Raw genomic sequence first — 24,691 nt, forward strand, 5'->3', positions numbered from 1 at the left:
AATCTAACGAAGAAAAAATCCATCCTTGCAATGCACACAGACGAATACCCACCCCCTCGTTTTCGCTCTCGCATTAGACCACGCCGGTTATAGGAATCTTACCGCTACGCGAATTATGGAACTATGATTGATTAGGGCGGTTCTGAAAAAGACAGCCTCAAAGCAGCACGGCCGAGTGTAGTAGTTCTTCAGAGCTTTCCCAGCTCATCATTCAAGATGATCTGCCGCGATCGCTGAAAAAAAGCCACGTTGCTTGAAATTACATTCCGTCTTGTTATCGAGTTACGCGCTATGGCCCTTACTACCGATGATCCCGACATTGCTTCCGCGTCAATCTCCTCGACGCTCTCCGGCCTTGATGTGAATCCCGCGGAAGGCCTGTCATCGGCTGCGGTAGTCAATCGCCGGAAAGAATACGGTTATAACGAAGTCGTTGAGCAGAAAGATCATCCGGTTCTGATGTTTCTCCGCAAATTCTGGGGTGTTTCAGCTTGGATGCTGGAATCGATCATGATTTTGTCGCTGATTCTAGGCAAGTATTCGGATCTGGTTGTCGTTAGCGCCCTGCTGGTCATCAATGCCGTATTGAGCTTCTTACTGGAGCGCCGTACTGCCGGCGTCGTTGCAGCCTTGCGGCAGCGCTTGCAGGTCAGCACCCGGGTGCTGCGCACAGGCAACTGGCAGGTTTGTCCTGCGCGTGAGCTGGTTCCAGGCGATATTGTCCGCATGCGTCCCGGCGACATCATTCCGGCGGATATCAAACTTCTCTCCGGAACATTGAGCATCGACCAGTCGGCTTTAACCGGTGAATCGCAGAATATCGACAAGGCTCAGGGTGAAGTCGTGACATCCGGGGCTATCGTCCGTTACGGCGAGGGCAACGGCGTAGTCATCCTGACCGGAGCCAGAACCTACTTTGGCCGCACCACGGAATTGGTGCAGCAAGCACAATCAAAGCTTCATATCGAAACCGTCATAGCCAAAATAGTCCGGTGGCTTTTCGTAATTATTGCTGCAGTGCTCATGCTGGTATTCGGCCTGTCGTTGATCCGCGATGCGCCCCTAATCGAAATCATTCCGCTCATGCTCGTCCTGTTAATGAGCGCGATACCGGTTGCCTTGCCCGTCATGTTCACGGTCAGCATGGCCATCGGAGCGAAGGAACTGGAAAAACACGGTGTGCTGGTAACTCGTCTCAGTGCAGCCGAAGATGCGGCCACGATGACTGTACTCTGTGTCGACAAAACAGGCACTATCACAATGAATCAACTGGCCATCACCGGCGTTATTCCCTGGCAAGCAGCAACGGAATCCGGCGTATTATTTGCCGGTACGCTCGCTTCGCAAGAAGCTAACCAGGATCCGATCGATTTGGCATTTCTGGCCGAAGCGAAGAAACAGCGGATTGTTGATCGCATGCCCCCGGTTACACCGGTTTCCTTCATTCCTTTCGATGCCGCGACCAAGCGGACGGAAGCCGTCATAGAACAGAACGGGCAACAGTTCCGTGCGATGAAAGGCGCAGTGCGAACCATTGCACAAGCCTGCAAGCTGCGCCCGGAAGAAATCGCAGCACTGGAAACCCGTGTCGCGGAATCCGCCCGCATGGGATTCCGCACACTAGCCGTGGCTTATGGCCCGGTGACGGCGACACCGATTTTGACCGGATTGGTCACTCTGTACGACCCGCCACGCCCGGACGCCCGGCAACTCATCGCTACACTGCGTGATCTCGGTGTCTCGGTGAAAATGCTCACCGGCGACGCGCTGGCAGTGGCAGGAGAAATCGCGCGCGGAATCGGACTTGCCAACATCCGGCGCGTAACCGACTTGAGAACCGCAGACACCCAAACCGATAACAAAGAAGCGGCCGATCTATTAGCGCACACCGGCGGTTTTGCCGAGGTTCTTCCGGAAGATAAATATCGGGTGGTGCAATGTCTGCAAGCTGCCGGGCATGTGACCGGAATGACGGGAGACGGCGTAAACGATGCGCCTGCGCTACGCCAAGCCGAGGTCGGCATTGCGGTCAGCACGGCAACCGACGTGGCCAAGCAAGCCGCCAGTGTGATATTGACCGAACCCGGCCTGACCAATATCGTCGCATTGATCGAACAGGGCCGCATGATCTACCAGCGCGTTCTGACGTGGATCATCAACAAGATCAGCCGGACGATCCTGAAAGCCGCCTTCGTGGCCGTGGCGTTCGTGGTAACCGGAAAATTCGTCATTTCCGCTTTTGCCATGTTATTGCTGGTATTTCTAATGGATTTTGCGAAGATCGCGCTGGCTACCGATGATGTGCGCCCGTCCAGGCAACCGGAAACATGGAAGATTGGAGGATCTATCACATTAGCAGTAGTGCTGGGCATCGCCATGGCGATCGAGTCGCTTTTGCTGCTGTGGTTTGGCTGGATGCATCTCGGCTTGGCGGATAACGATAATGCCCTGCATACCTTCAGTTTTCTGACGTTGTTCTACTTTGCCGTTTTTTCTATTGTGTCGGCGCGGGAGCGTCATTTTTTCTGGGCTACCATGCCCAACAGGATGCTCCTCATAGCCTTGGTCTCGGTTACTTGCATCGGTACCGCGCTGACATTCTTGCAGTTACCCGGACTCGAGGCGCTGCCGTGGCAACAGACGCTCGCAATTTTCGCCTATGCGATGGGCTCTTGTCTGGCAGTTAACGATGTCATAAAAGTAGCGCTGATCAAATGGCTGCCACCTTCTGCGGCGACTTAATCTGCTTTCCCAGCTTGACTTGTCGAGAATGCGACGGAACGCGTTTAAGGAAGCGGTGAATTCAATTGATTTGCACACTCATCAATATCCGTGGTGATTTTAATCCGGAAAATTCAGCACCCCCCCGATTTCCCTGAGAATCCAACCAAAACCCGCCCTTTTCATCTTAAAACCACAAATTCAAAAAGCGAATAAGCGTTGTGCTTATTTTGCAAACTGCTTTCGTAATCATCCAAAGATTTAAACCTCTTTGTAACATCAATCAGCTTACATATTGATTTCGATTGGTTTGTGACAAATGTCACACTGAAAGAATAACCCTGGACCATAAAATGACAACTATCACATTACCGATTTGCTGAGCATCAACGAGCCAGGCTCTGGGGAAAGAAATCGCTGCTCACAATAAACGAGCAGCGGTGAAACCGGCAAGGAATACTGCGCAGCCAATCGGGACATGATGAAACAGACAAGCTTTGCAGTGGTTACTTTCCTGCATCTCAAATGATCTGTTTCAGGTATGAAAATTTTGATCTTCGCTAAGGAGCTCCATATGAACGAAACAACGATTATCGACTGCAAGGATAAACACTGCATCATCGGCGCCGGCCCGTCCGGACTTGCACAGGCGCGTGCGCTTCTGGCGTTGGATTTGCCATTTGACGTTTTTGAACGCCATCAGAATATTGGCGGGCTTTGGGATATTGAAAATCCCGGCACACCGGTCTATGAACACACGCACTTTGTCTCATCGAGAACGGAATCCGGATTTATGGGCGTTCCTTTCCCGCCGGGTGCTGATTTTCCCAGACGCGACGAGATCCTTGCTTATTTGCATAAATTCGCTGATGCCTATGACCTGAAAAAATACATTTATTTTTCCAGTGAGGTCGAGAAGGTTGAGCCCAAAGATGGCTACTGGCTGGTCAAGGTTAACAATCAAACACGCATTTACCGCAGCGTTATTTGTGCATCGGGTATGCATTGGAATCCCAATTACCCGGAGATTCCGGGAACATTCACCGGTTGGCAGCGCCATTCCAAAGACTACTTCAGTTCGGACGAATTCAAGAATCAGCGCGTTTTGATCGTTGGCGCCGGCAATTCGGGCTGCGATATCGCCACCGAAGCGGCGCGAAATGCTAAAGCCGCCTATATCAGCATGCGCCGGGGTTATCACTTTCTCCCCAAAGTCATTTTCGGAAAACCGGCGGATATTTACGAACGGGAAAACGAGTGGATGCCTTTCAGGTTCAGACAATGGGTATTCGGCCATATGCTGACCGTGCTGCTGGGCGATCTCACCCGTTATGGTCTGCAAAAACCGCAGCATCGCGTGATGGAAACGCAGCCGATTCTTAACTCTGAAATTCTTTCCTGCTTTGCCCATGGCGATTTGCTCGCCAAACCCGATATTCAAAAATTCGACGGATCGACGGTTCATTTCGTCGACGGATCCTCGGTCGAAGTCGATCAAATTGTTTTTGCGACAGGCTACCAAGCTTCGTTTCCTTACCTCGATCCAGAGCATATCGAATGGGCCGGACATGGCGTCGACCATTTCATGACGTGCTTCTCGCGCAAGCATCCGAACCTATTCACGCTCGGATTTTATGAAGGCAATGCCGCCGTTTTCCCTCATCTCGAGCTATTCGCGTCGATGGTGGCGCGCTATCTCTACAGCCAGGAGCAAAAAACCGGACAAGACCAAGCGCTGCTTGAGATCGCCAGGAACGAACGCGGCGATTTGCGCGGACCGATCCATATGATCGACTCTCCCCGGCATGCCTCGTATTGCGATTGGCTGACATTCCGTAAACGTGTGCGCAAGCTGTACCGGCAATTGGGCTGGCCCATGCCCGTTGCAGAGGATTTTGCAATGTTAAAAACCAATCCGGATGTGCAGATGCAAGTTGCCGCGCGGCATGCATAAACCAATGCATCAGTTATACATTTATTTTGATCGGATATTCGAATCAGGTTTCTCTGACAACACTTACTGTTAAAGCAAGCAGCTTTATTCTTTGGAGCACGTGACATGAGCAATAAAAAAATAAAATCAACCAAAAAAATGGCGTACGAACCAATTGCACTGGTTGGCATTGGTTGTCGTTTTCCCGGTGGGTCTCATGATCCGGAAAGCTTCTGGAATTTATTGGTTTCGGGAAGCGATGCAATCGTAGATATTCCGCCGGAACGTTGGAACCTGAGACGTTTTTATGATCCCGACCACAATAAGCCCGGCAAAATGTATGTCAAGCAAGGCGGTTTTTTGCAGCAGCGGGTCGATGAATTTGATGCCCTGTTTTTCGGCATCACTCCACGCGAAGCAGGCTCGATAGATCCGCAACAACGCTTGTTGCTCGAAACCAGCTGGGAAGCATTGGAAGATGCAGGAATCCCGCACGAATCTCTGATCGGATCGAACACCGGGGTTTTTATCGGCGCGTTTACGCTCGATCACAAATTGACCCAGATGGGCAAGATGAACCGGGATTTGATCAGTACGCATACCGCGGTCGGTTCAACGATGACGATTCTTTCCAACCGTATTTCCTATATTCTGGACTTGCGCGGCCCCAGCATGAGCGTCGACACGGCTTGCTCCTCTTCTCTGGTGGCACTGCATCTCGCATGCCAAGCCATCTGGAGCGGCGAGTCCGATTTGGCGCTGGCCGGCGGGGTTAATGTCATGATGCGCCCGGAATATCCGATTGCCATGTGTAAAGGCGGTTTTCTGGCGCCCGACGGCCGCAGTAAAAGTTTCGACGCCAGCGCCAACGGTTACGGACGCGGCGAAGGCGCTGGTGTGGTGGTGCTGAAGCCATTGTCGGCAGCTTTGAGAGACGGCGATTCGATTTATGCGCTGGTGCGCGGAACCGGCGTCAATCAGGACGGAAGAACCAACGGCATCACCGTTCCGAATCCGGCCTCGCAAACGGCATTGATTCGCTCCGTTTGTGATAAATACGGGATCGATACCAATGACATCAACTATTTCGAAGCCCATGGCACCGGCACGCCGGTCGGCGATCCGCTCGAAGCGAAAGCATTGGGCGAAGTCATCGACAAACCGTCCAAGCGCGCAAAATTCCGCTTGATGGGCTCGGTCAAAGGCGCTATCGGCCATTTGGAAGCGGCGGCCGGTATCGCGGGCATCATTAAAACATCGCTGTGCCTGTCGCATCAACAGGTACCGCCGCAAGCAAATTTACAGACCCCCAATCCCAATATTCCCTTTGACGAATTGGGCTTGCGTTTACCGACCCAATTGGAGCCGCTGCAATCCGGTTCCCAATCCATTTACGCCGCTGTCAATTCATTCGGTTATGGCGGAACCAATGCGCACGTAGTTCTGGAAAATGCGCCCCCTGTGCAGAAGCTGGTTCGAGAAGAAGAGCCGCAAAAGCAAACCTGCCTGCTGCCGTTGTCGGCCCGCAGTGAAACGGCATTACACGGCCTCGCACAAGCCTGGATGAGCAAATTTCCGCGGGATTATAAAGGATCAGTGAGAGATCTCTGCTTTTCGGCAGCATGCCGCCGGGGGCATCACGATTATAGGCTGGCGGTCATTGGCGATACTTGGGAAAACCTATACGACCAGCTCAGCGCCTACGTGACCAAGCAACCGGATTACTCCGGAGTTGCAGGAAAAACCGACAGCAAGGCCGCCGTGAAACCGGTCTTCGTTTACACCGGTATGGGGCCGCAGTGGTGGGCGATGGGAAGGGAGTTGTATGAACATAACGCCGTCTATCGCGAAACCGTAGAAAAATGCGATGCGATTTTCCGCCAATTATCGGGCTGGTCGATTCTGAAAGAAATGCTGGCCGATGAACAAAACTCGAAAATCACCGAGACGGAAATAGCACAACCGGCGAACTTCCTGGTGCAAACCGGATTAACCGCCATGTGGCGGGCCAACGGTATCGAACCGGGCGCAATTGTCGGACATAGCCTGGGAGAAATCAGTGCTGCTTACGCTGCCGGTGCGCTCAGCCTGGAAGATGCCATCAAAGTCAGTTATGAACGCAGCCGCATTCTTAAAAAAGCTGCCGGTTGCGGAAAAATGCTCGCGGTGGGCATCGGCATGGAACAATGCGCCGGGTTAATTGCGACATTAACCGGCGGCAATGTCTCCATTGCAGCAGTTAACGGTCCCGCGCAAGTGACTCTTTCAGGCGATCCGGCCGCGCTGGAAAAAATCTCGACCCATTTGACCGAACTGGGTGAATTCAACCGTTTTCTGCAAGTTGAACTGGCTTATCACAGCGCCTTCCTGGAGCACTTGAAACCTGAAATCAGACAAACATTGGCCGATTTGCGCCCAGCTTTGCCGCAGATACCGCTGTACTCGACGGTGACGGGAAAATTGACCGACTGCTTGAGCTTTGATGCCGAGTATTGGTGCAATAACGTCCGTGAACCGGTTTATTTCGCGCAAGCCATGGCCAGTTTACTGCAAGACGGGCATCGCATTTTCCTTGAAGTCGGTCCGCATCCGGTGCTATCAACCGCAATCAAGGAATGTTGCCAGCAGCAGAATATCAAACCGCAGAACTTCACTTCATTGCGGCGCGGCCATCCCGAGCAGCACACTTTCCAGATGGCTCTGGCCGGACTTTACACCGCCGGTTGCAAAATTGACTGGAAACACTTGTATCCTGCCGACGTCATGTACGTTAAATTGCCGACTTATCCTTGGCAAAGAGAGACACACTGGAACGAGGATGAAGAATCCATCACCGATCGCATCGGATCGCCGCTGCATCCGTTACTCGATCGCAGGTTATCCGGCCCCAAACCGGCGTGGCAAGGCGCCATCAATCAACAGTTTTTGCCTTACCTGAACGATCATCGGGTTGATGAGCTCGTCGTCATGCCGGGCGCGGCTTATGTGGAAGCTGGACTAGCGGCATTTAATCAGGCCACAGGCGATACCGCCTGCGCGATTGAACAATTACATTTTCACCAAGCATTGATTCTGAGCGGCAATGAAAGCGAGCCGTTTACTCATGTCGGCTACGATCCGGAAAACGGCCAATACGCATTTCACAGTCACTATCAGGATACAGCGCTGGATTGGACGCTGCATGCGTCGGCGAAAATTTTGCCGATGGTATCGGAATCGAAAACAATCGCACATCAAGATATTCTGCAGCGGTGCAGCGAGAAAGTTGATGTCGCTGAGCTTTACGCGGAACTCAACGAGCGCGGCTTATCGTATGGGCCTTACTTCCAGACCATCCAGCAACTCCAGCGCGGTCACAACGAAGTGTTGGCACATATCCAGTTGCATACCGGTCTATCAACTGAAAACCCGGGTTACTTCCTGCATCCCACGCTATTGGATGGATGTTTTCAGTCACTCATTGCAGCGACCAGCGAGAAGGATGATTTTTACATGCCAGTCTCGATCAAACGTATCAGCTATCATGCAAAACCTGGGAATGCCGTGTGGTGTCACGGCAAGCTGAGTCAGCTCAACGAACACAGCATTGAAGGCGAGTTAACGCTATTTGACGAGCATGGCCAGGTACTGGTGGAAGTTGCAGGCTTGCGGTGCCGGGCATTGACCAATGAAAAGAATAATCTGAGTGAGCAGCTGGCACAATGGACATACGCATGGCAATGGCAGAAAAAAGCAGCGCCAGCGAATGTGAAGCGCAAAGGCTGCTGGCTGGTATTCAGTACCGCTAGCGAAACCAGCGAATCTCTGTGCAATGAACTGAAAACCGACGGCAACCAAGTGATACGGGTGCCGGTCAACGAAGTTTATCAGCAGGAATTCAGTCATATTCAGTCTCTCGACCCGGATGAGCTCGGTTATTTGGAGCAAATCGTCTTAAAAGCAAAATCCCAAGGATGCACCGGCATCGCCTATCTCTGGGGCTTGGCAGACATTGCGGCAAACGATCCTGCGGGAATCGAGCACGCCAACGTCGCATTACAGATTATTCAGTTGCTTGGCAAAGTGTATACCACCCAAGCGCCGCGGGTTTATGTCATCACACAGGGAACGCAAGCGGTCAGCCGCAGCGGCGAAATAACCAATATCCCGCTCACCGCCTTAACCGGATTGACGCGTGTGGCATTCAATGAATTCCCGCAGTTCCGCTTCACGCAGATTGATTTAGATCCGGTGAGTGCGAACCAAGCCGTTCATTTGTTAACCCAAGAATTAATGTCCGACGACAACGAAGACGAAGTCGCTTTGCGCGGGAAAGACCGTTATGTACACCGCTGGATCAGACATGACGTTGAGCTTCCCTCGAACGAGCGTAACGGTGACACCGTTGCAGCGTTCCAATTGGCCAAGCCGGGTCATTATGAATTTCATGCCATGTCCAAACCCATTCCCGGAACCGGTGAAGTGGTTGTGGCATTGCAATGCATCAACTTGGCAAGCTACCAGTTTGCAAATACTCAAGGTGCAGAGGTACACGGTTATTTTGCGGTAGGTGTAATTGATAGCATCGGCACTCAGGTGAAAAACCGCACTGCCGGGGAGCTTGTCATGCTTGCAACCGATAGCGCCATTGCTTCCCATATCGTTTGTGCCGCCGGCAAGGTATTTCCGGTTGACCAATTTCAACTCACCCCGGAAGAAATCGCTTCTCTGGCAACTACGGTAGTACCCGCGTATTACGCGCTGAAGTATGTCGCTAGGGTGGCGCCTCTCGAAACTGTGTTGATCGACTGCGGATTGGGTGCGGCGGCTACAGCCGCAATGGAAGTCGCCAGCTGTTTGGGCGCTTCGCCATTGCTTTATCATCACAACAGTGACATCGCGAGCGGCGAAAATCCGGAAGCTGCGCCGGTACGCGCGTGGATACGAGGCATGGATGCGCAAAAGCCGGAGGGTATCGATCATTGGTTACTGCCGGAAACGCACGAGATCGTTCTGACACAAACCAATAATGATCACGCACCCGCCAGTTTACTGGAAAAAAGCTTTATACACCTGGATGCATTGAAACTCGCACGCACGGCGCCGGAGTTATTTCAGCAGCTGCTAGATGCCGTGGCGCATTTATTCAATACGGTGCAAATCGTCAGTTTGCCGCAGGTCAAGGTATTGACATTGCCCGAAGGCATTGCCTTCCTATCCGACCGGAATCGCTCAAGCACCGATACCGCACAAATTTTATCGCTACAGGATAAATCCGCGATTACTGTCGTTGACCGGCAACAATCCGCATTATTTGCAGCCGATGCAGCCTATCTGATTACCGGCGGTTTCGGCGGGTTTGGACTGGAAGCGGCCAAATGGATGGCAAAGCACGGCGCCAAACATCTGATTCTGGTTAGCCGCCGCGGCGCGTCGGATGATGCGGCAAAAGCGGTATTGGCCTGGTTAGCGGAAAAGGATGTGAAAGTAACCGCGGTCGCGGCGGATTTGACCGATGCAGCACAAGTTAAGTCGTTATTCGACAAGATCTCTGCTACTTGCCCGCCGCTAAAAGGGATTTTGCATACCGCGGCCATTCTGGATGACGCACCGATTACCGAATTGACTCCGCAACGCATGACTCGAGTCATGCGCGCCAAAGCGCTGAGCGCTTGGTATCTGCATGAACACACACAAAACGACTCACTGGATTTCTTCGTTCTCTTCTCGTCGGTGTCCTCGATTATCGGCAATGCGCGCCAGGCGAACTACGCCGCCGCCAATACTTTCCTCGATGCATTGGCGGCCAAACGTCGCGCCGCCGGGCTGGCCGGCATGAGTATTAACTGGGGCGCCATTGCAACCGGTATGGCGGTTAATAGCGAAGAGGTAAAACAACATCTGAATTTGATGGGGATGAACACCATCACGGTCAATCAGGCGATGGATTGCTGGGCGCACATGCACAGCGCTGATCTGTCCCAATATGGATTAATGAACTGCGACTGGGATAAATGGCAAGCCTTTGAACCCACTGGCGGCAATTCTCCCCGGTTCGAGCGCTTGGTCAGTCATGCTGAGCAGAAATCAGAACATACCTTGACCAAAATCTGCCAGGAAATATTCCAGCTCCCGCCAGAACAAAGAGAAGGGGGCATGCTGCATGCCCTTGCCGGACAAGTGGCGTCGGTGTTGCGCATACCGCTGGAAAAAATCGACAGCGATCAATCTTTAATGCACATGGGCATCGATTCGCTCATGGCGGCGGAATTGCAAGCGCTTATCAATAAAGCTTTCGGCGTCAGAATTTCCACGCTGGAATTAATGCGCAGTCCGAACTTGGCGCATATGGCGCACATTCTGATGGAGAAAACGATCCTGCCGGTTTCACCGGCAACCGCAGACGAACCGGCAGCGGAAAGTTCAGTAGTCGATCACATGTCCGAGAAGGATATCGATATGTTGCTGGAGCAACTCTTGGTTAAAGGTTAGGGTGTTTTTCCCAAAGCGGCTACGTCGTCCCAGCTTGATAGAAAAACGACCGTTTGCACACATGCCGGGACTTCTTGATTGCTATTTTTGATTAATTACTTACCAGAAGATTTTACAAAGGTTGATGAAATGAATAATAAAGCCAGTCAGTTGGAAAATTTGTCACTGGATGAAAAGCGTCATTTGCTGAGAAAACTGATCTCGCAAAAAAATAATGATCAAAATGAAAAACCGGATTCGGGTGGCATCCCGGAAGCCTGGTACCGGTTTGAGAAATTCCCGGATTACAACACGCTGATGGAGCAGGAAAAAATATTCAAGACGCTTTCGATGAATAATCCGTACTTCAACCCGCATCAAGGCGTCAGCGACCATATCACCCGTATCGACGGCAAAGATTTCATCAACTATTCCGGCTACAACTATCTCGGCTTATCGGGTCATCCCGAGGTATCCGGCGCCGCCAAGGCGGCTATCGATCAATACGGCACTTCGGTCTCGGCCAGCCGCATCGTGTCGGGAGAAATTCCGCTGCATCGCGAACTGGAACAAATCCTGGCCGAAATTCACGGCACGGAAGATGCCTTGGCCTTAGTCAGCGGCTACTCGACCAACGTTGCGATGATCAGTCATTTATTCGGTCCGCATGATCTGTTGATACACGATAGCTTGATTCACAACAGCATTATCACCGGGTGCAAGTTGTCGGGTGCGCGGCGCATGACGTTTCCCCATAACGACTGGGAAGCACTCGATAAAATTTTGACCGATGAGCGCCACACCTATCAACGCACCCTGATTATTATCGAGGGGGTTTATAGCATGGACGGCGATATTCCCGATCTGCCCCGTTTCATCGAGCTCAAGAAGAAACACAAGTGCCTGCTCATGGTTGATGAAGCACATGCAGCCGGTATCATCGGACCGCGCGGATTCGGCTCACATGATCACTTCGGCATCGATGCCACCGAAGTCGATATCTGGATGGGCACGTTAAGCAAGGCATTCGCCAGTTGCGGCGGCTATATTTGCGGCTCTCGCGCCTTGATCGAAAATCTTAAATACAACGCAGCCGGTGCGGTGTTATTCAGCGTCGGTATCTCTCCCCCCAACACCGCCGCCGCGCTTGCTTCGGCGCGAATCTTGAAACGCGAGCCGGAACGGGCCGCGCGCTTACGCGCCAGATCGGCTTTATTCCTGCAACAAGCCAAGGAACAAGGGCTGGATACCGGCTTGGCCAATGGCACCGGCGTTGTTTCGATCATCCTGGGAGATTCGGTCCTTTGCCTGAAACTCAGCCAAAAGTTATACGAGGCGGGCATCAACGTTCATCCGATCATGTATCCCGCCGTACCGGAATCGGCCGCCCGGTTACGTTTTTTCATTACCAGCAATCTGTCCGAGGAAGAAGTGATTTACACGGTGAACACACTGGCACAAGCGCTACGTCAATTGCAACAAAAAACCGGGGGCGGCACTGCGTTATCTTGATCCGGATAACCACCGGAAATGCGCAGCAATTGCACAACCTAAGAAATGAAAAGGATTACATCAATGCTTACTCCCTATACCCGCCGGATACTCCAGCACAGCTGGTGGACCGTCACTCTAAGCGTTCTATTAATGATGGCCGCCGGTTACGGTATCCAGTTTCTGCACTTTAAAAGCGATTACCGCATGTTCTTCAGCGAAGAAAATCCGCAACTCCTCGCTTTTGATTCCTTGAACAAGACCTATGTGCGGGATGACAATCTGCTGGTGGTGGTGACACCCGCTAACGGTGATGTGTTCACCAAGGAAAATCTCGTCATCGCCGAGAAATTAACCAAAGCGCTCTGGCAAACACCGTATTCGATACGGGTGGATTCCATCACCAATTTTCAATATAGCCATGCCATCGGCGACGAGCTCTTTGTCGAAGATCTGGTAAGAAACGCTGATCAACTCAGCGCACAGCAAATCAATGAGAAGCGGAAAATTGCTTTAAACGAGCCGCTGCTGATCAACAGGCTTATCTCCCCTGATTCAAGTGTGATGGGAATCAATATCGTCGTGCACAGACCCGCGCTGGATCAAGACAAAGAAACCACGGAAGCGGTCGAATTCGTCAGAAATCTGGTGCATACGCTAAAAAAGGAATACGTGGATTTGGATATCCGGCTGACCGGCTCGCTGATCCTGGATACCTCCTTTGCGGAATCGTCCAAGCACGATATGGCCACGCTGACTCCGGCCATGCTCACCATCATTTGCCTCGCCTTGGCGCTATTCCTTAAATCATTGTGGGGAACCGCCGCCATTATCGCCATGATGATACTGGCGGTTACCGGCGCAATCGGGTTGGCCGGTTGGATGGATATTGCGTTTTCCCCTTCCAGCATCCCCGCTCCAACCATTTTACTCACGGTTGTTGTGGCCGACGCCGTGCATATATTGACAGGCTATTACAGCGCGCTGGAACGAGGCCTGGACAGAAAAAACGCCATGACGGAAAGCATCGCGGTTAACTTTAAAGCGATTCTTTTTACCAATCTGACCACGGCGATCGGTTTTCTTTCGATGAACTTCAGCGAGGTTCCGCCTTTCCAGGACCTTGGCAATATTACGGCCATGGGTGTCGGGCTCGCTTTCTTTCTGACAGTCACTTTTTTGCCCGCGCTGATCATGTTGTTACCGCAGCATAAAGGGCGCACCGGCATCGGCAACAGCAAGACACTCGCGCGCTTGGCAAACTTTATCATCGCCTACCGCGGCACCGTCTTGTCCTTTCTCGTTGTGATTACGATTGCACTGATTGCCTGCATCCCGCTGAATGAGCTGGATGACGAGTATGTCAAATATTTTGATGATTCCATCGCATTCCGCCGCGATACCGATTACACCACCGCCAATTTGACCGGCGTTTACCGCATCGATTACTCGCTCGGCACTGAAATCGAAGGCGGAATCAGCGACCCGGCATTTCTCAACCAAGTTGATGCTTTTGTGCAGTGGTACCGCAAGCAACCGGAAGTTATGCATGTCTATGCGGTAACCGACATCCTGAAACGGCTGAATCTGAACATGCACAACGACGATCCGACCTGGTACCGCTTACCCGAGACCAGAGACCTGAGTGCGCAGATTCTATTGATGTACGAAATGTCGTTACCGTACGGACTGGATCTGAACGATCGCATCAATGTCAGCAAATCGGCAACACGTGTAACCGCTACTTTGCATAGTATTTCCAGCCAGCAGGTAATCGATCTTGAAACACGCGCGCAGGCTTGGCTGGCCGCCAATACTTCCGCCATAAAACACAGCGAAGGAACAGGCGCGACATTATTGTTCGCGCATATCGGCCAACGGAATATCGCCAGCATGATCTCGGGAGAGATTATGGCCATCGGCATCATCTCGCTGATTTTAATTCTGGTACTGCGTTCGGTTGAGCTGGGCCTGATCAGTTTAATCCCGAATTTGATTCCTGCCGCCATTGCATTCGGTTTATGGGGATTGATCGTCGGTCAGGTAGGGCTTGCAGCTTCGGTGGTGGCAGCCATGACGCTTGGAATTCTGGTCGATGACACCGTCCACTTTCTCAGCAAATACCAGCATGCCAGAAAACAACTCAATCTGACACCGGAAGACTCCATCCGCTACGCTTTTGCCACGGTAGGCAGCGCCCTATGGATTACTTCCGCTGTGCTGATCATGGGATTTTCCCTGTTCGCGTTTTCCAGTTTCAAAATCAACAACGAAATGGGCATGCTCACTTCAACTATCTTCGGTTTGGGTTTGTTCGCCGAATTCCTGTTGCTTCCCCCGCTGCTACTGACCTTGGAGTCATGGAAAAGCCACTGGGCCAGATCTTCCCGGCCTGTCATCACTAAATTTTAAAAGGAGAAACCCATGAAAAAGATCTTTTACCTAATCAGCCTTTTCTTCAGCATGAGCACCACGCTTCATGCCATGACCGACGAAGAGAAGGGTTACGCCATCAATCGCGAAGTTGAACGCCGTGACAGCGGTTTTGGCGACAGTATTCATGACGCTTTGATGATATTGCGCAACACACAGGGCGATGAAAGCAAGCGTGAATTTACCTACAAGACATTGGAAATGACCGGTGATGGCGATAAAGAACTCGGTGTTTTCCATCGCCCGGCAGATGTCAAAGGCACCGCCATTTTGACTTATGCGCATGGCTTAAAACCGGATGACCAATGGCTGTACCTGCCGGAACTGAAGCGTGTCAAACGCATTTCAACGGTCAACAAATCCGGACCGTTCATGGGCAGTGAATTCGCCTACGAAGATATCGCCTCATGGGAATTGGAAAAATACAAATATAAATACCTGCGCGACGAAGTGATAGACGGCCATGACTGTTTTGTCATCGAAAATACCCCTGCTTACGAGCACTCCGGTTATGTCCGCCAAGTTGAATGGATTGATAAAACCATCTACCAGCCGCGCAGGATCGATTTTTATGATCGCAAGAACACTTTGCTGAAGACACTTACTTTCAGTGATTACAACCAATATCTAGGCCAGTACTGGAGAGCCGGAAAGCTGGAAATGGTCAATCATCAGAATGGCAAAAGCACTTCATTGATGCGCACTAACTACCGGTTTCGTATTGGATTGACGGAAAACGACTTCATGGAAAGCTCCCTGAAGAATGTGCAGTAAACAGCCAATATTGATGCACTCCGATCCTTCTAGAAACCACCTGTTTAGTTAAATAGGTTTTGCAGAAATGAAGCGGTTTAATCCGGTATCCGGCAGGGTACCGGATTAAACACCAATCACCCCCAAAGTCCGGAAAATCAGCATTCAAAGGCAACTGTGATGCAATCGCGATTAATCTTACTCATACTGGTTATCAGTAGCGCTATAACCAATGCTCACGCTGCCGAATGGTCCGGTTTTGCGGCCATGGATTTCCGTACTTATGCAAACGCTCCGGTATTTCCTGAGCAAAACAATCTTCGTTTCGTACCGTCAGGCGTCGCGCAACCGGAATTCCGCCATGAATGGGGCAATGGTTCGAATCGTGTGACTTTTATCCCTTTCGGCCGGGTTGATGCAATCGATGAACATCGGACGCACTTTGATATTCGCGAGCTTAATTGGTTATATCAACATCCGAAGTGGAATATCCGCGCGGGTGTCGGCAGAGTATTCTGGGGCGTAACCGAATCACGCCATCTCGTTGATATCATCAATCAGATCGATCTGGTGGAAAATATCAATGGCGAAGAAAAACTGGGACAACCGATGGTCAGTTTGAACATACCCAGCACCTATGGGAATTTCAACTTTTTATACCTACCGTTTTTTCGCGATCGGACTTTCCCGGCATTGCATGGCAGATTAAGGTTTGTGCCGCCGGTGGATCAGAATGCATCCGAATTCAGCGGCAGCGCCAATCGTTGGCATCCGGACTGGGCGGTTCGCTGGAGCCGGACTTTTGGTAACGTCGATATCGGGTTGGCACATTTCATGGGCGTCGGCCGCGAACCCAGGTTAATGCCCAGATTCGACAATGGATTCAATACCAATCCGACAGCACTGATACCCATTTACGATTTGATTCAACAAACCAGTCTGGATGCGCAAGCTTCATTGGGAAACTGGCTTTTCAAACTGGAAGCGATCACACGCAGCGGACAGGGCAAGCGCTTTGCAGCCGTTGTCGCCGGCGCTGAGTATACCCATTATGGATTGCTTGGCACCGATATCGATGTCGGTTTGCTGGCGGAGTATCTTTACGATGGACGCGATAGAACTGCGCCGCCCACACCATTCAACAACGATGTTTTCTTCGGCGTGCGATTTGCATTTAACGATGCGCAAAACTCTCAGCTGTTGGCTGGCGTTACGACCGATCTGGAAACTCAGGCCAAAATCGGCACCGTCACAGCAAGCCGCAGAATTGGCGAGAAATGGAAAATTGAACTGGAATCCCGTTTCTTTGAAAATATTTCGCCCGATAACCCCAGAACGGAAATTCTCACCGGCTACCGCAAAGACAGTTACATTCAATTTCGCATCGCGCGCTATTTCTAGCCTTTGCAAAATTATTCTTATGCCAACGAAATCATCCAACAACGCTCGTACCAATCAAGTCATGGCAACTCTGCTGCCGTCGCCGCCCTTTTATTTTGCGCTCTGCGAAACATCGAAAGATCCACAAGTACTTCACCCATCCGAATTACCCTTGATTGCGGGAGCTGGTATAAAGCGTCAACAAGAATTCTGTTCGGGTCGCTTTTGCGCGCATCAAGTTCTCGATCGATTGGGATATCATGATATACCGCTTTTAGCCGACCAGTATGGCGCACCGGTCTGGCCTTGCGGTATTACCGGCAGTATCAGCCACAGCGGCGGCATAGCGGTTGCAGCAGCGGTTCAAAAAAAAACACTCGCGCATTTGGAATCGATATCCAAGAGTACCTCAGTCCTTTTCCATACGACACACTGAGCAATTTATTCTCAGCAGCCGAAAGAAACGCTATTTTGCTGACCCAATCTGCATTGCGTGATCGATACGCTTACAGCCTCTTTTCCGCAAAAGAGAGCGTATTGAAATGCTGCTACTACGCTTTCGATTGTGTACTGGAATTGAGCAGCATCAATATCACAATGAAAATAAGTGAGAATATTTTCTTTGCCGATATTCGTGGTCATTTAATAAACGAATTTTTTCTTGAAAAATGCAAATCGGTTGGACATATTCGCTGCGATCCAACCCATGTTTACACTGCAATTTGGGTGTAGCAGCCGGCTACTGCCATGAGAATTTCTTTCAGATGCAGCATGAGATATTGATTACAAAGATTATGTGTGTTTAATGAAATGCTCTGAAGGTACCGGAGCGGTCGTGTTATTTTCCAATGCAGAAGTGCGAAAAAATTTCTCCCAGCAAGTCATCAGCAGTAAATTGCCCAGTGATTGATGAGAGAGCGTTTTGCGTCAGCTTGAGTTCTTCCGCTAGAAGCTCCAATTGATATTCACCTTGGGTGAATCTTTGCGCATTCTCCAGATACCGCTTAGCTTGCTGCAGCGCTTCCAGATGGCGTTGCCTGGCCATAAAAACACCCTCACCGGCTTGATTGAAACGCCAACCGGCAATCTCCAATATTTTCCTGCGTAACAGCTCGATCCCTGCGCCAGTTTTGGCTGACAGATAAATTGCACTGTTCCCTGCTTGTTCTTCGATCCTGGGATCTTCGTTCACCAGATCAATTTTGTTGAATATTGTGATGCGCGGCTTGCCTGCAGGAATGGCATTTTGCACCGAACCTTCCGCAATGGACCGGCACCGGCTGCTATCCATTAGCCGGAGCACCAGGGTAGCTTCTTTAATCGCTGCGAGTGTGCGTTCGATACCCTTTTGTTCCACTACATCCTCAGTTTCTCTGAGCCCCGCTGTGTCGATGACATGAACCGGCATGCCGGCAATGGAAATGGTGCGTTGAATCGTGTCCCGCGTGGTTCCAGGAATCTCCGTAACGATGGCGGCTTCTTCTTGCGCCAATTGGTTCAGTAAGCTGGATTTACCCACATTGGGCGCGCCCATCAACACAATGCGAATACCTTCCTGCAGCAGATTGCCTTGCCGTGCGGCCAGGAATATCTGCTCAAGCAAAACTTGGATATGCTCCAGTTTTTCGATAATTTGCAAAGTTTGCAGATTATCGGTTTCTTCTTCGGGGAAATCCAACGTGGCTTCAATGAGCATGCGCAGCCTGATCAGTAAGCTTACGAGTTCTTCGATCCGGGATGAAAAGTTGCCTTGCAATGAATGAATGGCGCAACGCGCGGCTTCATGAGTACCGGCTTCGATAACCGCGGCAACGCTTTCCGCTTGAATCAGATCAATTTTATCATTGAGATAAGCGCGTAACGTAAACTCTCCCGGTTGCGCCAAACGGGCGCCAGCTGCAAGGCAGCGACTGAGCAATAGATCCATAACCGCCGGCCCGCCATGCCCTTGTAACTCGAGAACATCCTCTCCCGTGTACGAATGCGGAGCAGGAAAGTAAAGCGCGATACCTTGATCGATGATTTGCCCGTCAGTATCCAGAAATTTACTGAGACAGGCATAACGAGCCTTGGGAAGCTTACCCAAAATCGCTTCCGCCAGTTTTGTCAGATGCTTGCCGGAAATTCGAATCACACCGATTCCACCCCGTCCGGGTGGTGTTGCAATTGCTGCAATAATATCAGAGCTTACTATTGATCAACTCCATGACTGCGATAGGCTGTGGACAGTCACTGGCGGTTACTGAGAATGCGCAATAACCGCCCACGATTTTTACTTTTTCCTTGTTTTCTTGCCGGCAGGAGCGCTTTTTGCTTTTACCGGTGCTTTGCCTTTGGCGGCGACCGCTACTTGGCTCGGTTGTTGTTTTTTCTCATTTTGCTGACTGCTTGCTGCAGGAACCGCCTCCGCTTGAGTTGCTGTTTCTTCTTCAGCAGACAAGACAGCTAGTTGAGGATTCTCCTTTGCTTGTTCAGGTTTGTCCTTAATTTTTTTCTTGTTATTTTTATCTTTGTTGGCATCCTCTTCGGCCTTATTCTCATACATGCGCGTTATTTGCCATTGCTGCGCAATAGAGAGAATGTTGTTACACAGGGAGTACAGCACGAGACCTGCTGGGAAGAAGAAAAAGAAAACACTGAAAGCAATCGGCATGATCTGCATGACTTTTGCCTGGATTGGGTCCGCCGGTGTCGGGCTGAGTTTCGACTGAATCCACATCGATATGCCCATAATCACCGGCAGCACATAATACGGATCGGGCACCGACATGTCGGTTATCCATAACGCGAGCGGCGCGTAGCGCAATTCAACCGCTGCCAGCAATGTCCAGAACAACGCAATGAATACCGGAATTTGCACCAGAATCGGTAAACATCCTCCCATCGGATTGATTTTCTCTTCTTTGTAAAACTCCATCATTACTTGGTGCATACGCTGGCGGTCGCTCGCATACTGCTCACGAATACGCTGCAATTTAGGCGTCACCACCCGCATTTTCGCCATGGAACGATAGCCCGCAGCCGATAATGGGAAGAACAGCAGCTTGACCGTCAATGTCAGGAGAATAATAGCCGCTCCCCAATTATCGGTCCATGAATGATAGAAGGAAAGCAACCAGAACAGCGGTTTGGCAAGAACCGTCAACCAACCGTAATCAACCGTCAGATCGAGACCGGGCGCAAGCTCTGCAAGTTTGTTTTGTTCTTGCGGACCGGCATAGAAAGGCATCGTAATACTTTTCTCTTGCCCCGGTTCTATTGCGCCGACCGGTGCGATGACACCGGCAGTGTATTGGTTGGGTGCCAGACGCTTGGCAAAATATTCACGCGGCGTATTTTTTGGCGGCAGCCAAGCCGTCAAAAAATAATGCTCGAGCATAGCTATCCAGCCGTTATCCGCATTCGTCGGATATTCCGCCTTGTTTTTATCCAGATCGGAAAATTTTATTTTCAGAAACTTTTCTTCATCCGTATACATCGCCGGCCCGGTATAGGAATGAACCATGGTATTGGCGTCCGTAGGATCGTTTGCATCCCGCAACATCTGAAAATAAGAGAATGGATTAATCGCAGTTTCACTGTGATTTACGATTTCAAATTCAACATCAATGACATAACTGCCACGATGGAAAGTATAGATCTTGGCCGCTTGCACACCATTGACTTCCGGCGCGAGAAGACGCACCACAACCTTGTTCTGGCCCGGCTCCAGCTCATAGTTATAATTTTTCGAGTCTACGGTATATTTTGTTTTGTGACTCGGCAGACCATCACCGATCAATCCGGACTGCACAACCTGGAATCGCGCGGTTTTATCCAGTAATAACTCATAGGGTTTGTTCACATCTTCCCGGGATGGATGCGCAAGCAAACCTAGCTGCCGGATATCGCCACCTGCTGTATCGATTTCCGCGACAACCAGATCCGTTTTGACATGGATTTTCTCACCGTTAACAAACAGATTGGGCGTTATCGACGGACTGACGCCTTCGATTTCTGAGGCAGTTCCAGTCCCGCTCGCAGAAGCGGTCAATTCATCGCCGGGTACCGGCAATGGATCATGGCGCTGACTTGCGGAATCTGTAGTTGCTCCAGACATCACTTGCGAAGCAGGTGGATATAATTCTTTTTGCCATGCATCCCACAAAAATAATAGCGACGTGGAAAAGATGATGATCAGTATGAGTTTTCTTGTTTCCATTATTTATCTAATCAAGTTAATTTTTCGGCAAAACCGTATGGTTGTTGTGCGTACCCATCCGTAGTTTGGTTACTGGTTTTTATTTCCATTGATGGTAGCGCTGCTTGTCGAAATTTTTTATGTATACAGTAGCATGACTAATTACAGTTGCATTGATTCGGCATCAAGGAACAGGCTCATAACCGCCCTTACTCCAGGGATTACAGCGCAGTATGCGCCAAACACTTAACCGCGTTCCACGCAACAAACCATATTTTGCATATGCCTCACAGGCATATTGCGAGCAAGTCGGACTAAAACGGCACGATGGCGCAAAAAGAGGACTGATACAATATTGGTAGATTTTTATTAATGCAACAATTAACCGTGACATTGCTGTAGTCGAAGCATCAGTAATTGTGTTTCAGTAGCCAGTTTTTTCAGTGCATTCCTTGGAACAGGCCGCCGCAATCGTATCACCCAATCCATTTTCATTGTTTGATCGTTAAACCGATTCTTGCGAAATACGTCCCGCAAAATACGCTTAATTTTATTGCGCTTAACTGCAAATCGTTCAATTCTTTTCGAAACAATCAATCCCAGCCGCGCATATTCAAATTCATTCGGCTTCATATAAATCTGAATTAAATCACCGCTGGTCTGACATTTGAAATTGATTACTGCAGCAAACTCCGTTGCCTTATGTAACCTGCAATTTTTTGGCAAAGAATAGGTTTCAACAAATCTAAAAATAAAAATATCCGATCAGATCTAGACGCTTAATCGAGCGCGACCTTTTGCACGGCGAGCACGAATCACTGCCGCTCCACCGCGTGTTCTCATACGCACTAAAAATCCATGTGTACGTTTTCTTCTTGTTACTGAGGGCTGATAAGTACGTTTCATTTCTCTCTCTAGCTTATTTAGTCAATAGAACCGCGTATTAAAACTTGTTATGGGGTTTTATGTCAATGTTTTTCTAAATCCATTTGCAAATAAAGACTTTAATTACTTTAAATGTCACTCTTACCGCATTGTGCCGCTTGTGGTTACTTTGCCGATCGCTTTGTTTTGTTAAAATCCGGTTGATTGATCTATCGAATATTAACCGCACGCCCCGTTTGAAATAATCGCATACATGAGTACACCCTGCCCGTTCGATAACATCCGCATCGTGTTAAGCCACACGAGCCACCCCGGTAATATTGGCGCGGTTGCGCGCGCGATGAAAACGATGGGGTTGAATGCCTTGTATCTGGTCAATCCGAAATCCTTTCCAGATCCGGAAGCAGTGGCGCGAGCCGCGAATGCTGACGACATCCTGCAGCAAGCTAAGATTTGCCGCGAACTTGACGAGGCACTGGAAAATACCGTCCTGACCGCCGCGATTACCGCACGGCCGCGCGATCTTTCGCACACCACTTTCGATGCCCGGCTGGGTGCAATTGAACTAGTGCAGCTGGCCCGGCAACAACCGGTAGCCTTGCTGTTCGGCCCGGAAAACTCCGGTCTCACAACGGCAGAAGTGAATAAATGCCAGATCATTGTCCATATCCCGGCGAATCCGCACTATTCATCGTTAAATCTGGCGAGCGCGGTGCAGATCATGACCTATGAGTTGCTCATGGCGCTCACCGGGAATGCAATACCTTCTCCTGTCAAGGGGGAGTTGGCAGATTTCAACGAAATGGAATTATTGTACGCGCATCTTGAACAATTGATGTCCGCCAGCGGTTTTCTCGATCCGCAAAAACCCAAACTGCTGATGCGGCGCATTCGCCGCCTGTTTGCACGGGCACGGCTGGAAAAGGAGGAAGTACAGATTCTGCGCGGTATCCTGACCGCGCTAGGCAAACGCTGGTAACGGCGACTACTTTTGCATTGTCAGCTAATTTTCCTTGATCAGCGTACCAATCCCCTGATCGGTCAAAATTTCCAGTAACAATGCATGTTCCACACGCCCGTCTATGATGTGACAGGATCTGACGCCCTTCTTAACAGCATCGAGCGCCGATCCGATCTTAGGCAGCATACCGCCGGATATGGTGCCATCGGCAAATAATTCATCCACTCTCTGCGCAGTCAAACCGGTCAGCAAATCACCGTTTTTATTCAAAACCCCCGGAATATTGGATAACAAAATCAGTTTTTCCGCTTTAAGAATTTCCGCCAGCTTACCGGCAACAAGGTCAGCATTAATATTATAGGATTCTCCATCTGCGCCCACGCCGATTGGCGCGATCACCGGGATAAAATCCTGCGTATCGAGCAACGCGATAAGCGCCGGATCGATCGATTCGATTTCGCCGACTTGACCGATATTGATCCATTTCCCTGCGATTTCACGGTCCGCCATGAGCATTTTCTTGGCACGGATAAAAGCCCCGTCTTTACCCGTCAAACCGACAGCCTTGCCACCGTGGCGATTGATCAGGTTCACGATATCTTTATTCACCGACCCACCCAGCACCATCTCCACCACATTCATAGTCTCGGCATCCGTCACGCGCATGCCTTGAATGAACTCGCCTTGCTTACCGACGCGTTTAAGCATTTCATCGATCTGCGGACCGCCGCCGTGCACAACCACCGGATTCATGCCGACCAGCTTCAGCAACACCACATCGCGTGCAAATCCATGTTTCAGGTTTTCTTCAATCATCGCATTGCCACCATATTTAATGACGATGGTTTTACCATGGAAACGTTGAATATACGGCAGCGCCTCAGCCAGAATCTTGGCTTTGTCTCTTGCTACGATAGGGGAAGTCGACATGGTTCTCTCAATCACTTATTAAACAATTTTTAAAATAGGATCTGGATGATGCAAAAAGGTTTTCATTCGCGCGCAACCTGTAAAAATCTTTCATCACCAGCCAATTGGAATAAGCTCAATTGCCGCCATTGCCGTCCTTCCGCATCTTTATACTGCGCAGTAACGCACTTGGGTAATTTCTTTTTAGCCGGTTTTACCGGGATGAATTCGGACAACCCCCTGATCCCCAGCATATTGTTGACAATGAAGCCGCCATAGAGCTTATTACCCGTTATAACCAGCAGAATGCGTGACTTCTGATTGAACGCCACTGGATTACCACCTAGGTAAACCCCGAGATCCGTTATCCCGTAAAGATTTCCGCGCACATTGGCTAATCCGAGAAACCACGGCTGCGTCAGCGGAACATGCGCTAATTTGGGTATCGGTATCACCTCATTGACTTCCGCCATCGGTATTAGATAACGTTCCTCCCCCGCTGCAACACCCAAAACGGCTGACGAGGCCCCATCGTTAGCCTTACGGGCCATTTCTTCTGCCGCTACTAACTGGGATTTTTCAGCGTTTGTCATCT

At 50.4% G+C, this 24,691-nt stretch carries 16 protein-coding genes; 9 read left to right on the forward strand and 7 right to left on the reverse strand.

Translation table 11 applies throughout. The annotated features are described in order from the left end of the window. Window positions 1-291 precede the first annotated feature (291 nt). From HRU77_07125 to HRU77_07160, 8 genes are all read left to right on the forward strand, one after another. Complete coding sequence (locus tag HRU77_07125; protein QOJ20486.1) at window positions 292-2,742, forward strand: plasma-membrane proton-efflux P-type ATPase; 2,451 nt, start codon at window positions 292-294, stop codon at window positions 2,740-2,742. A gap of 553 nt (window positions 2,743-3,295) precedes the next feature. Next, window positions 3,296-4,675, forward strand: a complete 1,380-nt coding sequence (locus tag HRU77_07130; GenBank protein QOJ20487.1) for an NAD(P)-binding domain-containing protein — start codon at window positions 3,296-3,298, stop codon at window positions 4,673-4,675. A gap of 105 nt (window positions 4,676-4,780) precedes the next feature. After that, entirely contained in the window at window positions 4,781-11,125 is a 6,345-nt protein-coding gene (locus HRU77_07135; protein ID QOJ20488.1) for an SDR family NAD(P)-dependent oxidoreductase, read from the forward strand. A gap of 129 nt (window positions 11,126-11,254) precedes the next feature. After that, window positions 11,255-12,616 (forward strand): aminotransferase class I/II-fold pyridoxal phosphate-dependent enzyme, encoded by a 1,362-nt coding sequence (locus tag HRU77_07140; protein ID QOJ20489.1) that lies wholly within the window; start codon window positions 11,255-11,257, stop codon window positions 12,614-12,616. 63 nt (window positions 12,617-12,679) lie between these two features. Beyond that, complete coding sequence (locus HRU77_07145; GenBank protein QOJ20490.1) at window positions 12,680-15,007, forward strand: MMPL family transporter; 2,328 nt, start codon at window positions 12,680-12,682, stop codon at window positions 15,005-15,007. Window positions 15,008-15,019: 12 nt separating this feature from the next. After that, a complete protein-coding gene (locus HRU77_07150) occupies window positions 15,020-15,802 on the forward strand; it encodes an outer membrane lipoprotein-sorting protein (GenBank protein ID QOJ20491.1) in 783 nt (260 codons plus the stop codon). A 246-nt stretch (window positions 15,803-16,048) separates the two neighbouring features. After that, on the forward strand, window positions 16,049-17,182 hold the full coding sequence (locus HRU77_07155) for a hypothetical protein (GenBank protein QOJ20492.1): 1,134 nt from the start codon (window positions 16,049-16,051) through the stop codon (window positions 17,180-17,182). 285 nt (window positions 17,183-17,467) lie between these two features. After that, entirely contained in the window at window positions 17,468-17,893 is a 426-nt protein-coding gene (locus HRU77_07160) for a 4-phosphopantetheinyl transferase family protein (protein QOJ20493.1), read from the forward strand. Window positions 17,894-17,999: 106 nt separating this feature from the next. On the opposite strand, the gene mnmE is transcribed toward HRU77_07160, so the two are convergent. The 5 genes from mnmE to rpmH form a co-directional block, all read right to left on the reverse strand. Further along, a complete protein-coding gene (gene mnmE, locus HRU77_07165) occupies window positions 18,000-19,355 on the reverse strand; it encodes a tRNA uridine-5-carboxymethylaminomethyl(34) synthesis GTPase MnmE (protein QOJ22091.1) in 1,356 nt (451 codons plus the stop codon). A gap of 78 nt (window positions 19,356-19,433) precedes the next feature. Further along, window positions 19,434-21,362 (reverse strand): membrane protein insertase YidC, encoded by a 1,929-nt coding sequence (gene yidC / locus HRU77_07170; protein ID QOJ20494.1) that lies wholly within the window; start codon window positions 21,360-21,362, stop codon window positions 19,434-19,436. Window positions 21,363-21,525: 163 nt separating this feature from the next. Then, complete coding sequence (gene yidD / locus HRU77_07175; protein QOJ20495.1) at window positions 21,526-21,735, reverse strand: membrane protein insertion efficiency factor YidD; 210 nt, start codon at window positions 21,733-21,735, stop codon at window positions 21,526-21,528. Next, window positions 21,723-22,094, reverse strand: coding sequence for a ribonuclease P protein component (rnpA, locus tag HRU77_07180; GenBank protein QOJ22092.1), 372 nt, complete (start codon window positions 22,092-22,094; stop codon window positions 21,723-21,725). Before rnpA ends, yidD begins: the two co-directional genes overlap by 13 nt. A gap of 18 nt (window positions 22,095-22,112) precedes the next feature. Then, complete coding sequence (gene rpmH, locus HRU77_07185; GenBank protein QOJ20496.1) at window positions 22,113-22,247, reverse strand: 50S ribosomal protein L34; 135 nt, start codon at window positions 22,245-22,247, stop codon at window positions 22,113-22,115. 232 nt (window positions 22,248-22,479) lie between these two features. Here rpmH and HRU77_07190 point away from each other — a divergent pair, with 232 nt between their 5' ends. Then, complete coding sequence (locus HRU77_07190; protein QOJ20497.1) at window positions 22,480-23,205, forward strand: RNA methyltransferase; 726 nt, start codon at window positions 22,480-22,482, stop codon at window positions 23,203-23,205. A gap of 24 nt (window positions 23,206-23,229) precedes the next feature. Here HRU77_07190 and argB read toward each other — a convergent pair whose 3' ends face one another. Together argB and HRU77_07200 are read right to left on the reverse strand one after the other, a co-directional pair. Further along, window positions 23,230-24,117, reverse strand: coding sequence for an acetylglutamate kinase (argB, locus tag HRU77_07195; GenBank protein ID QOJ20498.1), 888 nt, complete (start codon window positions 24,115-24,117; stop codon window positions 23,230-23,232). Window positions 24,118-24,179: 62 nt separating this feature from the next. Further along, window positions 24,180-24,647, reverse strand: coding sequence for a chemotaxis protein CheW (locus tag HRU77_07200; GenBank protein QOJ22093.1), 468 nt, complete (start codon window positions 24,645-24,647; stop codon window positions 24,180-24,182). Window positions 24,648-24,691 lie beyond the last annotated feature (44 nt).

Source organism: Gammaproteobacteria bacterium (assembly GCA_015709615.1).
Classification (GTDB): Bacteria; Pseudomonadota; Gammaproteobacteria; order Burkholderiales; family Nitrosomonadaceae; genus Nitrosomonas.

Excerpts from the sequence above, each read along its gene's own strand:
- HRU77_07125 (QOJ20486.1), top strand. The coding sequence starts at position 292 with ATGGCCCTTACTACCGATGATCCCGACATTGCTTCCGCGTCAATCTCC.
- HRU77_07130 (QOJ20487.1), top strand. The coding sequence starts at position 3,296 with ATGAACGAAACAACGATTATCGACTGCAAGGATAAACACTGCATCATC.
- HRU77_07135 (QOJ20488.1), top strand. The coding sequence starts at position 4,781 with ATGAGCAATAAAAAAATAAAATCAACCAAAAAAATGGCGTACGAACCA.
- HRU77_07140 (QOJ20489.1), top strand. The coding sequence starts at position 11,255 with ATGAATAATAAAGCCAGTCAGTTGGAAAATTTGTCACTGGATGAAAAG.
- HRU77_07145 (QOJ20490.1), top strand. The coding sequence starts at position 12,680 with ATGCTTACTCCCTATACCCGCCGGATACTCCAGCACAGCTGGTGGACC.
- HRU77_07150 (QOJ20491.1), top strand. The coding sequence starts at position 15,020 with ATGAAAAAGATCTTTTACCTAATCAGCCTTTTCTTCAGCATGAGCACC.
- HRU77_07155 (QOJ20492.1), top strand. The coding sequence starts at position 16,049 with ATGGATTTCCGTACTTATGCAAACGCTCCGGTATTTCCTGAGCAAAAC.
- yidC (QOJ20494.1), bottom strand. The coding sequence starts at position 21,362 with ATGGAAACAAGAAAACTCATACTGATCATCATCTTTTCCACGTCGCTA.
- yidD (QOJ20495.1), bottom strand. The coding sequence starts at position 21,735 with ATGTCACGGTTAATTGTTGCATTAATAAAAATCTACCAATATTGTATC.
- rpmH (QOJ20496.1), bottom strand. The coding sequence starts at position 22,247 with ATGAAACGTACTTATCAGCCCTCAGTAACAAGAAGAAAACGTACACAT.
- HRU77_07190 (QOJ20497.1), top strand. The coding sequence starts at position 22,480 with ATGAGTACACCCTGCCCGTTCGATAACATCCGCATCGTGTTAAGCCAC.
- argB (QOJ20498.1), bottom strand. The coding sequence starts at position 24,117 with ATGTCGACTTCCCCTATCGTAGCAAGAGACAAAGCCAAGATTCTGGCT.
- HRU77_07200 (QOJ22093.1), bottom strand. The coding sequence starts at position 24,647 with ATGGCCCGTAAGGCTAACGATGGGGCCTCGTCAGCCGTTTTGGGTGTT.